The sequence below is a fragment of the Maribellus mangrovi genome, assembly GCF_037646455.1.
GTDB lineage: Bacteria > Bacteroidota > Bacteroidia > Bacteroidales > Prolixibacteraceae > Draconibacterium > Draconibacterium mangrovi_A.
In genome coordinates this window covers 762,881-775,753 of sequence record NZ_JBBIXN010000002.1, presented here as the reverse complement: position 1 = coordinate 775,753, position 12,873 = coordinate 762,881, and the positions used below count along the sequence as shown (strand labels likewise).

Sequence of the window (12,873 nt, the reverse complement as noted above, 5' to 3'; positions counted from 1 at the left end):
AAAGATAAAATCGATATGAAAAAATATAAATTAATTATTACACTGCTGGTTACCGGGTTATTGTTTACCATGTGCAACCAGGATCTTTTAGATATTGAACAACAGAGTGTTGCTAATTTAGACAGTTATTATGCTAACGCTACGGATGCTGATGCCGAAGCCCTTATTGCATATATTTATGCTGAAACTTATAATATCACCGGTTATTTTTGGGTAACTTTTTTAAACTCAATGTCTGATGATTCTCCGGCAACAGGTGGTATATATTCCAATATTAATACTACTTCAACGAACCATACAGGTAATCAGTATTTCACAAATTTCTACAACATCAATTACCTATGTAATTTAATTATCGAGAAACTAGAACCTGATTCAGAGGTGAAAGAGCAGGTCATTGGTGAAGCCTATTTCTGGAGGGCATGGGCGTATACTAAACTTATCAGATTTTGGGGCAATCCTCCTCTTATTGATCATGTATTATCCAATGATGAATTAACACCTGTTAATGGCACAACCGAAGAACTTTGGGATTATGTGGAAACCAGTTTACAGGAAGCTATCAGCAGGCTCCCGGAGAAATCCGGGTTGGGAGGTCAGCAAGCTATTGGTGGTCGTGTCACAAAACATTCAGGTTATGCGCTCTTAGGTAAAGCACAGTTGCTTAAAGGAAATTATTCAAATGCCATAACTAATCTAGGCATGGTTATCAATTCAGGAAATTATGATTTGATTGAGGATTTTAGGGATTTGTATCATATGGCTGCCGATTTTTCTGATGAGTACATTTGGGAGTGGAATGTGGATGATAATTCAACTGCAAGTACCTATATGAACGAAGGAGACTTTAGATTCATGAGATTTACCTGGAACACTGCAAATGTTACCGTTCCTGGCGGAATTCAACAGCAGGGCGTTAGCGGTGCTGATGTTAATAAGAATTTTTATGACTTTATGGTTGCCCGCGGAGAAAAAGGAAAACCTCGTTATTTAGGGACTGTTTGGGATTATGAAGATATTTTACAACGTTTTATTGATCTTGGTTTAGCTACTGATACGGAAGATGCCATATCTAAATTCTGGAAAACCGATGCATCAATGATCAATTGCCAGGGCTATTTCAGGAGTAAAATGTTGGCATGGGAAGATGAAGTGGTTCCAGAGTCAATCGATAACGGTCTTCCTTATACTTATACAAACTGGCCCGGGATGAGGTATTCTGAAGTTCTTTTGTTATATGCTGAAGCTTGTATCCAATCTGGAACAAACATCTCCGAGGGGATGGAAGCACTAAATAAAGTTCGGAACCGTGCGGGACTTAACGGTCTTGCATCATACACAATGCAAGATGTTAAAGATGAAAAGAGAGCAGAACTTGCATTTGAAGGTGAAAGATACCTTGACTTAATACGTTGGGGGGATGCACCGGAACAACTGGCCAATCGTGGTTTAAAAACTTATACTTTTTACGGATACATTTCCTCAACAACAAACTACGATGTTACTGAAGAACCATTTGCAGGATCTTCTGGATTTCAGACTGGGCGTGATGAATTATTCCCATATCCTTATTCAGAGATGCTTCTAAATCCAAACTTAGAACAAAATAATGGTTGGTAATATGAGAGATCGCAAAACAATTATGTGATGCTTTTTTTCTGTATTGGATTTTGAATAATTAATAAAGAGTATTATGAAAAGAAATAAAATATTACTAGCTGCTTTAATAATCCTTGGACTGCCTTTCATGTTTTTATCTTGCAGTGAAGAGGATGAAGTAATTATTAAAGCTACCCTCGAATTAGAACTAGGAGAATTGAGTGTTCCTTATACAGCTGGTGACACAATAATTGGTGTTTCAGCTAACGATGACTATGCAGTTACTTTATATGAGGATGCTGGAGATTGGATATCATATGAAATACAAAATAATGGCGAATCTCTATTGGTATCATATACCCCAAACGATTCAACACTAGAGAGAACTGGACGCTTAATTATTATCAATGACGATGTCATGAGGTTTTTGGACATCAAACAGGAAGGTGTACCAAGTTCTGGTTCAAATAAAATTGATATTGAATATACGGTCACTACTCAGGGTGGATATACCATATTTTCAGTGGGGGAACAAGAATGCAATAAGATTCCTATTGGAGCAACGGTTGTTATTGACTGTGGAGATGTAGGCACAATTTCGTTGTTGGATGCCAACTACACAGAATATGTTGGAGGTGGACCCGTAAATGGTACTTTTAGTTTTGTATGGACTCAAGAGATTGCCAATATTACAGCAACGGGAGGAATCACCACCGGAGTATTACGTGATGGCTTTGAAATAAATTCAGTTTATGCCGTATATACGAAAGGCAATCTGCAATATTCAATCAATAGTCAAGGTGGCTATACAATTCTTTCCGTTTCTGCGGAAGAATGTGCTAAGGTACCAGTAGGTTCAAATGTAATTTTCGAATGTCCAAGTGATGCAGGAACAGTTTCGCTTCTTGATGCTTCTTATAATGAATTTGCAGGAGGGAGTCCGGTCAATGGTTTATTTAGTTTTGGTTGGACATCTGCCATTGCAGAAATTACTGAATCAGCAGGTATCACAACCGGAGTTCTGCGTGATGGATTTGATATTTCCAGCATGTACTTCACTTCAGTAATTACTGATCTTGAATATTCAGTTAATAACCAAGGGGGCTATACAATATTCTCAGTTACAGTTGAAGAATGTGCAAAAATTCCGATAGGAGCAACTGTGGTCTTTGAGTGCCCAAGTGATGCAGGAACAATTTCACTTCTTGACGCCAACTATGTAGCATTTGCTGAAGGAGGACCTGTTAATGGGGTGTTCAGTTTTGTTTGGACCAAAGAAATAGCTGCCATAACTGCAACATCGGGAATTGCAACCGGTGTTATTCGTAATGGATTTGAAATAACATCATTATACTGTCATAATTAACTATTTCAATTATAATAGGATCATATTGTACATTCTGCAGTATGATCCTAAACTACCTTTCCTTTTATAACTGAACTAGTCAAAAGCTGGTTTCATTAAATTCTTTTACATACTTAAAACTCAATACTATGAAAAACTTTACCTTTTTTCTTCTGGCATTCTTTTTTGCCCTTAATAATTTATTTGCACAGGACTCAATGAATAGTGTAAACTTTTTAGGCGAAACGCCAAATTCTGCAATAGTTGGTGGAAAAGCAATATTGGATGTTAATATCAATGTTGCGGATTCGCTACCAGCTAATTTAATGATAGGTATTATCAAACTTGATGCAGAGGGAAATCCCGATATTCAGCCTGCGACAATGAAGATTATTCAACTAACAGATACTGTTCCCTATTCAAAACAAATTACGGATACGGTAGCTGTTCCTGCTGATTTGGCATTAAGCTCAACATTAACTAACGGAGACAAATATGCATATTTCTGCACTATTTTAACAGCTGCATTTTCACCTATAGATCAGGAATACAGTGAAGTAAATGTTGTAGACACTTCTGTGGGCAATAATGTAAGCTTCTCCCCTTCCCCGTATGATATAGTAATGCCAGGTAGCAAAATTGCACTGACTGCGGACCTAACTATAGCCGATGCTCAAGCCGCGAACTTAATGCTAGGTGTAATTAAACGTGATGCGGATGGAAATCCAGATGTTCAGCCGCAGATTATGAAAATAATTCCTCTCACAGGAGATGCGCCATACTGTATGCAAGTAACGGATACAATTTCTTTACCTGCTGACTTTGCCTTAAGTTCAACCTTAACAGACGGAACAAAATATTCTTATTTCTGCACCATTTTAACAGCTGCATTTTCTCCGATTGATCAGAAATACAGTGATGTTAATGTTGTGGAAAGCACAAACAGCGTGTCTTTTTCTCCCGTGCCAGATGGCGCAGCTTCACCCGGGGATAACATATTAATAAGTGCCGGTCTAACAGTAGCAGATGCTCAGCCAGCGAACTTAATGATTGGTATCATTAAACTCGATGTAGATGGCAATCCTGATGTTCAACCACAGATAATGAAAATAATTCACCTTACCGATGAGGCACCTTATTGCAAACAGGTTGCTGATACAATTTCTATCCCCGCCGACTTTGCCTTGAGTTCTACATTAACGAACGGAGACCAATATGCATATTTCTGTACCATTCTAACGGCCGCATTTGCTCCAATAGACCAAGAATATAGCGAAGTGTTAATTACTGCAACTTCAATAAATGAATATAATCTAAAAAGTGTAGGACTTTATCCTAATCCTGTTAAAGACAAAATACATCTAACAGATTATGAACCGAATGAGCAAGTTGGGATTTACAATGTCGCCGGTACCTTGATATTAAACTCAGTAATGTCTTCAAATGAGATTGATGTTTCAAAACTTAATCCAGGTGTTTACCTTATCAAAGGAGAATCTTTTGTTTCGAAGTTCATTAAGCAATAATTGAAATTATATAACAATGAAAAAGAAATTTTCAATAATCACTGGACTCTTTTTACTCATATCTGTTCAATTTTCAGTTGCTCAGAACACTCCTGATTATTTTGTTGGTGACTGGGATGTTGTGGCTAAAGCTACTCCAAACGGAGATGCAAAAATGAAAATGCATATAGAACGTGTTGACGGGAAATTAACAGGGTCAATCAAAAACGAAGGTATTGATGCTGTTAAAATAAGTAAGGTAGAAGAAGCTGAAAATGAGATTACAATCTATTTCAGCGCAGCTGGTTATGATCTTTATATGACATTGAAGAAAAAGGATAATGATAACCTGGATGGTCGCTATCTGAATATGTTCGATGTCGAAGGGAAACGTACAATTGAGAAATAGACATTTACAGAATGAAAGGGAGGTAGAATTTCCTCCCTTGTTCAAATCTTGTATTAATTGTAATAGAATTTAATTCCGTCGGCAGCTCAAATTCATCTGATTTTGTCACGTAATCTTAAGCATGATCAGAAAGCTGTTTTAACTAATAAAAGAGTAATGAAACGATTTAAAATAATAATAGTTAGTCTTTGTCTGATTTCCGCTAGCCTAATACTGTTTGAAAAAGTGTACGGACAAGATATTTCAAACCTCCCTCAGTTAGGGAAAGCACCAATCGAGGAAGTAATAGCAGCAATGACGCTTGAAGAGAAGGCTGCTCTGGTAGTTGGTACTGGATTAAAAATGGGGGAGAAAGAAAACAATATGGGATTTCAGATTCCCAACCAACCGATTCCAGGCAGTTTGGCAGATCAAACTAAAGTATATGTTTCAGGAGCAGTAGGTAGAACTTTGGAAATTCCTCGTTTGGGAGTTACAACTATTGAAATGGTTGATGGACCGGCCGGACCAAGTTTCGGTTCAAGAACTACCGCATATCCCATAGCAACTAATTTGTCCTCAACATGGGATGTCGATCTTGTATACGAAATTGGAAAATGTATGGGTAATGAAGTTTCAGAATACGGGCTTGATTTATTACTCGCACCAGGTATGAACATCCATCGGAATCCATTAGGTGGTCGAAATTTTGAGTATTATTCTGAAGATCCGTTGCTGTCTGGGAAAATTGGAGCTGCTATGGTCAAAGGTATCCAATCACAAGGTGTAGGAACTTCAGTAAAACATTTTGTAGCAAACAACCAGGAAACAAACCGGATAGCAGTGGATGCGCTAATTAGCGAACGTACCCTTCGTGAAATTTACCTGAAAGGTTTCGAGATTGCAGTGAAAGAATCTGATCCATGGACATTGATGGCTTCCTATAACTCGATAAACGGTGCGACAGCAACAGAAAATTTTGATTTGCTTACTACCATTGCGAGAAAAGATTGGGGATACGAGGGAATAATCATGTCGGATTGGGATACCGGAAAAGATCCGGTGGAACAATTGAAAGCAGGATTAAACCTGATCATGCCTGGACCATATCAAGATACAGTGATTATTCAGGCTGTTAAAAGTGGAAAATTAAGCGAAGAAGTACTGGATAAGAATATCGCATGGATATTAAAAAACACAATGAGATCTCCAAAATTCAAGGAATACGAGTATTCCAACAAACCTGCCCTGGAGAAAAATGCTCAAATAGCAAGAAAGGCCGGTGCTGAAGGTATGGTGTTATTAAAAAATGAAGACAACGCCCTTCCGTTAAAAGATAAAGATCAAAAAATAGCCTTGTTCGGAAATGGCTCGTATGTTACCAATGTGGGAGGATCAGGCAGTGGGTTTGTAATGCGTGCAGGCCCAACCGTGAATATTATTGATGGCCTGATAAATGCAGGATATAAAATCGAGGAAAAGTCAAATCAGATTTATAGCGATTACATTAAAGAAAATACACCCAAACAAAACATGATGCGGGCCATCAGAGGCTTTATAAATAGAGCTGTTGAAATGCCTGTGAGTAAGGAATTGGCAGAAACAATTTCAGAAAAGGCAGATATTGCAGTTATAACTATTCGTCGAAATTCAGGTGAAACTGCTGATCGAAAAATTGATGGTGATTTTAACCTGACTGAAACGGAAAAGAACAATATTGAAAACATTACAAGTACCTTTCATGCTTTAGGTAAAAAAGTCATGGTTGTTTTGAATATTGGAGGGGTGATTGAAACAGCCAGTTGGAAAAACTTGCCGGATGCGATATTGATTGCATGGCAACCGGGACAGGAAGCTGGAAATGCAGTTGCAGATATATTAAGTGGGAAAATTAATCCATCAGGTAAACTTCCTACTTCATTTCCGATTCAGTACGATGATGTACCTTCTGCAAAAAACTTCCCTGGAACTCCTTCGGATAAACCCGAGAAAGTCATTTACGAAGAAGGCATTTATGTTGGGTATCGTTACTTCAATACCTTCGATGTTGAAACATCATATCCTTTTGGGTATGGATTAAGTTACACCGGTTTTAGCTATAGTGATTTGAAACTCAGTTCGACGAATTTTAGAAATGAAATTAAGGTCAATTTTAAAATAACGAATAACGGCAGCATTGCAGGAAAAGAAGTTGTTCAATTATACATTACAGCTCCTGATAAGCAATTGGATAAGCCATCCAAAGAATTGAAAGGTTTTTCAAAATCAAAATTGTTACAACCCGGCGAATCACAATCAGTATCCTTCATAATTGATGCAAAGAAACTGGAGTCTTTTTATTCTGAGAAGTCTTCATGGATAGCAGATGCTGGTGAGTATACAGTTAAGATCGGTGCATCGTGTGAGGACATAAAGCTTTCACAGAAATTCAATTTAAAAGATGATATTCTGATTAGGAAAGTGAGTAAGGCTTTGACCCCCAAGGCAACAATCAATGAAATTAAAAATATTAAGTAAAAACTAGAAACATGAAAAAACTAAGATTACTAATAATTCTTTTGTCACTATCTACATTTGTTGGCTGCAATAGCGCACAAAAGAATCAACCGGAACAACAAGAACAAAAACAGGGACAACCTGCAATTTCTGATGAAGTTAAACAATATCTGAAAGAGCAAGGAATAGATGTGAGCAAGCCCGTAGGACCTATGCTTTCCACCAATGTGCAAGAAGCCGAAATAAATGTGGATTGTGCAGAAACCCTTAGTGATTTTTTGCATGTTGAACGATATAACAATTTCGAGAGTAGCATGGAATTTGTGGATCAGCGAGATGCAGATATAAAATTCTTCAACGAGAGCGGTTTGCATGGAAAAATATACCGCGTTTGGTTCATTGGAAATAGCTATTATGATGAAATCACCGACAAGGTTGATATTAGTGAGATGTCGGATTATTTATCAGATGCCAGCAAAATTTCAGATTATGTGTTGGTTAATTGCAGCCATCTTGGAGTAGTACGAGGATGGGATGTCAGTGACGATATAAAGGTTGAACGTCTTTCAAAAATTTTGAAGGAGCTGAAAAAGAACTTCCCGAAAATAAAATACATAGAAGCAACCAATGAGCCTGATTATGCCAACGAAGGAGTAACACCTGATAACTACTACGACTATTACAAAATTTATTATCAGGCAGTAAATAAGGTTAATGATGAATTGAATCCAGAAATTCCGTTGTTGGTAGGTGGTCCTTCAGTATCGCAATTTTCGATGAAATGGTTACAGCCATTTCTTGATGCCTATGTCAAGGATCCTTCACCAGAGAAGCGCCTTGATTTTATTTCATACCACGGATATTATACTAAACCCGATTCTGCATATATTTTATTTAAAGATGATCCGTCTCTAGTAAAAGAACAGCGTACACTGCTTAACAGAGAACTTGCTAGCAGGGGAATACGTATCGATATACCGGTATTTATTACTGAGATGGGAATCTATCCTGGACCTGCTTTTGACGATTTTGTAACAATGAAGAATGATCATTTAAGACAGGCTGTAGGAATGGCCTCATTGTTTTATTGGTACCTCACTACGGCCGATAAAACATATCCATTCAACTGGGTTATGCGCCATCGCAAAGAAGGACGAAAAGATCAGTTGGTAACAAGGAATGAATTTGGACAACCAATGATAGAAACACAAAAGCTTACTCCATATGGAAATATGATGGTAATGATGTCAAAAATGAAAGACACCAGGATTTCTTCCACGTCAAGTACTGAAATTGAAGAGGGAAAAGGATTGTATTCATTAGCCACAAAAGATGAATCAGGGATTTCAGTTATGGTTTGGAATTTTCAAAGTCGGGATACACAAGGTTTTGATGCCACTTTAAATCTGAATAATCTGCATAAGGCACTTAATACTAAAAATGTCAATGTAAAGCTTTATAAAATAGATGGTGAACACAGTAACTATCATACAGATCTGGAGAATTGTAATCTTCAAATGGTTGAAGAGAAAACGATAAAAACTGATGATGTTTTTAAATCGACTTTACATTTTGAACCCAATACTTTGCAGCTTATTGTTTTGGAACCCGCAGAAACAAATTAGAACATTTGCTATCAGAAGCGAGTACAACATAACTGATGAAAGGCATTTCAAGAAATTGCAACTCGAATAACCAGGAAAAATAGAAGATATGAGGCCTAAAATTCTTACAATTACTATCGTTATTATCTTATGCATTGTTGCGGTTATAAGCATTCAGTGTAAAAGAGAGACTGGGCTAAAACCAATTGACCGTTATGCCCTGGTAACCCGGCACAATATTGAATGGAACGATCCATCTGGACAAATTCCTCTTGGTAATGGTGAGTTTTGTTTTAATGCAGATGGAACAGGGCTTCAGACTTTTGGAGGCAATACCATGTCGCATTGGGGTTGGCATTCATTTCCACTTCCTGAGGGGGTAACATCTGATCAGATTCCGGCAACCGGTACTTTTCAGCAAGGGCGTAATGCCGGACCCGATATTTTTCCAAAAGATAAGGATAACATTCGTCAGTACATGTTTGATAATCCTCATATTTTCAATCTTGGCAGAATACGTTTTGCAATGGAAAACGGAATGGAACTGACTTTGGAAGATGTCAAAGGTTTGTCACGATCACTTGATCTGTGGACCGGGATATTACATTCTTCCTTTACGATAAATGGTCAGCCGGTTAGGGTCGCTACTTGCGTAAATCCTAATTCAGATATGGTTTCTGTACAAATTGAATCTCCACTTTTAGAAAATGGAGAACTTGTTGTTGGCATCGATTTCCCATATCCTAATTTAGAACGTTACAAACCCTGGGTTGGTGATTTTGAGCAAATAGATAAGCATAAAACAATTCTTCTTAATGGTAATGATCAACGTGCTGATTTTCGTAGAGAAGTTGATTCGGTAACCTACTTTACGTCTTTGATATGGAGTAAAGGAGCTGAGTTAAAACCAATTTCCGAGAATAATCCGCATGCATGGCAACTTGCAACAGAAGGAGTGAACTCGCTTGAGTTTACATGTGCCTATTCGAAATCATCAGACAAGGAACAGGTTCCGGATTTTGTGCAAACGTCAACAGCTTGTAAGTTACATTGGCCGGAATTTTGGCAAAGTGGAGGAGCTATCGATCTTTCAGAAAGTACCGACCCAAGATGGAAAGAACTTGAACGAAGAATTGTATTGTCTCAATATCAAACTGCGGTACAGTCGGCCGGAAGTTTTCCACCTGCAGAAGGAGGACTTATGGGAATCGGCCCTTGGAAGGGACAATTCCACATGGAAATGATCTGGTGGCATACTTCACATTTTGCTTTATGGGATCGTTGGGATTTAGCAGATAGTGCTTTAACAATTTACAAACGATTTACTCCCTCAGCACGTGCACTTGCTGAGCAGTTGGATTACGAAGGACTTAAATGGCAGAAATCAGCAAGTCCCGGAGGACGCACGGCTCCGTGGCTAGGAAATCAGGTTTTGTTATGGAAGCAACCTCACCCAATCTTTTTTGCCGAACTCGATTATCGCCTACATCCAACTAGAAAAACACTAGAGAAGTGGGCCGATATAATTGATGGGACAGCAAAGCACATGGCTGATTACCCGGTGAAAGACGAAAATGGTATTTACCATTTAGATCCAGTGATGCCTCCGAGCGAACAGGGAATTACTAAGGATGCTGTATTTGATTTGGCTTACTGGACCTGGGGATTGAACCAAGCTCAGACTTGGCGTGAACGAATGGATATGGAACGGGAACCGAATTGGGATGATATCATTAAGAACATGGCTCCTTTACCAACAGATAGTGGCGTTTATATACACTCTCCAGAATGGAAAGATACCTATACAAAACGGGCTTGGGAGCATCCTGATCCTGTTGGTGTTTATGGCATGCTACCTCCTCAAAAAAATGTAGATAAGGAAATTGCTCATCAAACCCTTTTAAAAATTTGGGGTACTTGGGACTGGGAGCGTTGCTGGGGATGGGATTTCCCCTGGACTGCAATGGCAGCAGCACGTCTTGGTGAACCGAACCTTGCTATTGATGCCTTGCTGAAAGATGCGGGGACTAAGAATTATTATGACGAACGTGGTGTTTGTACCGGTGGCCCCTGTCCTTATTTGCCGGGGAACGGAGGACTACTTTATGCGGTTGCAATGATGGCCGCAGGCTGGGATGGTGCTCCCGACATCCATGCTCCGGGATTTCCTGATGATGGTTCTTGGAAAGTTCGATGTGAAGGTTTGAAACCCGCGCTTTAAGCTAAAAACGAATTTATAAAATATATTCTCAAATATTTAAAAGATTAAGAAAACAATTATGGAAGGTTTAAAAGACAAAGTAATAGTGTTCGCCGGTGCTGGTGAGATTGCTGATGGTGTAGCCAAATTTTTAGGAGCCGGAGCCGCTAAAATTGTTGTTGGTGACATTGTAAAGGAAAACGCCGAACGATGTGTTGCAAGTATAAAAGAAGCAGGCGGAGATGGAATCGCCACCAAAACAGACATTTCAAGTCCGGAAGACGTGAAGGCGCTGATTGATCTGGCAATTAGTGAGTACGGCAAAATAAATGGATTGTTTAATGTTGCAGCCAATATCAATCCTGCCGAAGTTATGAAAGATACAAATCCGGTTGATATTGATTTAACGGATTGGCAGCGCAACATTGATATTAATCTTACCGGATTTATGCTTACATCAAAATATGCAATTCCGCACATTCTGGAAGCCGGTGGAGGATCAATAGTAAATACTGTTTCAGATGCATTGTACGCAGGCATGCCCGACAAGGTAACTTACGCAGTTACAAAAGCAGGAATCGGAGCAATGACAAGAAATGTAGCAAGCAGATTCGGTAAGCAAGGTATCCGCTGTAATGCAGTTTCACCTGGTTTGGTAATGACAGAAAGTGGTCTCCAAAATTCCGAGCAAATTGTGGGTATGGTATTGCAAATGATCCCGGCTCCACGAGTTGGAAAACCTGAAGATATGGGATCCATTGTAGCCTTCCTTCTTTCAGATCTGTCGGAATGGATTACAGGGCAGTCAATTTGTGTTGATGGTGGTGCTGTGATGAGAACTTAGTACAAAATTTAGATCAAACCTTAATATGAAAAATTTAGCAATAGCTCTGTTTCTGATAATGATCACTTATTGCAGTTATGGACAAAAAATAATACCTCTGTATAATGGTGAGACACCTCAGGGAAATGAGCTATTAACGTTGGAAGAAAGAGTTCGGCTGGATGAAAACGATGAGATTGTTACCATTCGTAATGTATCAATGCCAACTTTAACTGTTATTCAACCTAAAGAGGAAAACAATAGGGGAACGGCTCTTATAATCTGCCCGGGTGGTGGTTTTCAGGGACTGGCCTATCAACAGGAAGGAACAGCTACTGCAAAATGGTGCGTAGAGAATGGCATTACAGCATTTATTTTGAAATACAGATTGATGCCGTTCCCATATGCTGAATTAGATAAAGCTAATCCGTCTCAACGTGATTCACTCTTCATGAAGTTTGTTCACCTTGCTGTTGCAGATGGACTTGAAGCAATAAAATATGTACGGAATCATGCATCGGAGTATGGACTTGATCCTGCCAGAATTGGTATTGTGGGATACTCAGCCGGAGGAACACTCGTTGGTTCTGTTGCCCACATTTATACCTCGGAAAGCAGGCCTGATTTTGTTGTCCCTATTTATGCCTACTGTGGAGCAATGCTTGGAGATGAAGTTCCAACTGATGCTCCTCCTATGTTTCTTGTGTGGGCTGCTGATGATCAAATTGCGAGTGGTAATCCGGGACTATATGAAAAATGGAAGAAAGCTGGTAAATCAATTGAGATGCATAGTTTTTATTCCGGAGGACACGGCTTTTCAGTTATAAAGCAAGATAAACCATCAGATATTTGGCCTGAGCTGTTTATGGATTGGATGGAATATCAGGGATTTATAGAATAATATAGAATTGAA

At 38.8% G+C, this 12,873-nt stretch carries 9 protein-coding genes; all 9 read left to right on the top strand.

Annotation, left to right across the window (positions count from 1 at the left end; genetic code table 11):
* Positions 1 to 15: 15 nt before the first annotated feature.
* The gene (locus WFY05_RS11280; protein ID WP_340112951.1) at positions 16 to 1,620 is read left to right on the top strand and encodes a RagB/SusD family nutrient uptake outer membrane protein; all 1,605 of its coding nucleotides are present in this window, start codon (positions 16 to 18) and stop codon (positions 1,618 to 1,620) included.
* Positions 1,621 to 1,693: 73 nt separating this feature from the next.
* Positions 1,694 to 2,965 carry a hypothetical protein gene (locus WFY05_RS11275; protein ID WP_340112950.1) on the top strand — a complete coding sequence of 424 codons (1,272 nt, stop codon included), beginning with the start codon at positions 1,694 to 1,696 and terminating at the stop codon, positions 2,963 to 2,965.
* Between the two features lie 128 nt (positions 2,966 to 3,093).
* Positions 3,094 to 4,470 (top strand): T9SS type A sorting domain-containing protein, encoded by a 1,377-nt coding sequence (locus WFY05_RS11270; RefSeq protein ID WP_340112949.1) that lies wholly within the window; start codon positions 3,094 to 3,096, stop codon positions 4,468 to 4,470.
* A 16-nt stretch (positions 4,471 to 4,486) separates the two neighbouring features.
* Positions 4,487 to 4,858 (top strand): hypothetical protein, encoded by a 372-nt coding sequence (locus WFY05_RS11265; RefSeq protein WP_340112948.1) that lies wholly within the window; start codon positions 4,487 to 4,489, stop codon positions 4,856 to 4,858.
* 156 nt (positions 4,859 to 5,014) lie between these two features.
* Entirely contained in the window at positions 5,015 to 7,354 is a 2,340-nt protein-coding gene (locus WFY05_RS11260) for a beta-glucosidase (RefSeq protein ID WP_340112947.1), read from the top strand.
* 11 nt (positions 7,355 to 7,365) lie between these two features.
* The gene (locus WFY05_RS11255; protein ID WP_340112946.1) at positions 7,366 to 8,958 is read left to right on the top strand and encodes a GH39 family glycosyl hydrolase; all 1,593 of its coding nucleotides are present in this window, start codon (positions 7,366 to 7,368) and stop codon (positions 8,956 to 8,958) included.
* A gap of 88 nt (positions 8,959 to 9,046) precedes the next feature.
* Positions 9,047 to 11,158: a hypothetical protein gene (locus WFY05_RS11250; protein ID WP_340112945.1), complete on the top strand. Its 2,112-nt coding sequence runs from the start codon at positions 9,047 to 9,049 to the stop codon at positions 11,156 to 11,158.
* Between the two features lie 58 nt (positions 11,159 to 11,216).
* Complete coding sequence (locus tag WFY05_RS11245) at positions 11,217 to 11,981, top strand: SDR family NAD(P)-dependent oxidoreductase (protein ID WP_340112944.1); 765 nt, start codon at positions 11,217 to 11,219, stop codon at positions 11,979 to 11,981.
* Positions 11,982 to 12,006: 25 nt separating this feature from the next.
* The gene (locus tag WFY05_RS11240) at positions 12,007 to 12,861 is read left to right on the top strand and encodes an alpha/beta hydrolase (protein WP_340112943.1); all 855 of its coding nucleotides are present in this window, start codon (positions 12,007 to 12,009) and stop codon (positions 12,859 to 12,861) included.
* The last annotated feature ends 12 nt before the right edge of the window (positions 12,862 to 12,873 follow it).

Coding starts and splice junctions, on each gene's coding strand:
- WFY05_RS11280 (WP_340112951.1), top strand. CDS start 16: ATGAAAAAATATAAATTAATTATTACACTGCTGGTTACCGGGTTATTG.
- WFY05_RS11275 (WP_340112950.1), top strand. CDS start 1,694: ATGAAAAGAAATAAAATATTACTAGCTGCTTTAATAATCCTTGGACTG.
- WFY05_RS11270 (WP_340112949.1), top strand. CDS start 3,094: ATGAAAAACTTTACCTTTTTTCTTCTGGCATTCTTTTTTGCCCTTAAT.
- WFY05_RS11265 (WP_340112948.1), top strand. CDS start 4,487: ATGAAAAAGAAATTTTCAATAATCACTGGACTCTTTTTACTCATATCT.
- WFY05_RS11260 (WP_340112947.1), top strand. CDS start 5,015: ATGAAACGATTTAAAATAATAATAGTTAGTCTTTGTCTGATTTCCGCT.
- WFY05_RS11255 (WP_340112946.1), top strand. CDS start 7,366: ATGAAAAAACTAAGATTACTAATAATTCTTTTGTCACTATCTACATTT.
- WFY05_RS11250 (WP_340112945.1), top strand. CDS start 9,047: ATGAGGCCTAAAATTCTTACAATTACTATCGTTATTATCTTATGCATT.
- WFY05_RS11245 (WP_340112944.1), top strand. CDS start 11,217: ATGGAAGGTTTAAAAGACAAAGTAATAGTGTTCGCCGGTGCTGGTGAG.
- WFY05_RS11240 (WP_340112943.1), top strand. CDS start 12,007: ATGAAAAATTTAGCAATAGCTCTGTTTCTGATAATGATCACTTATTGC.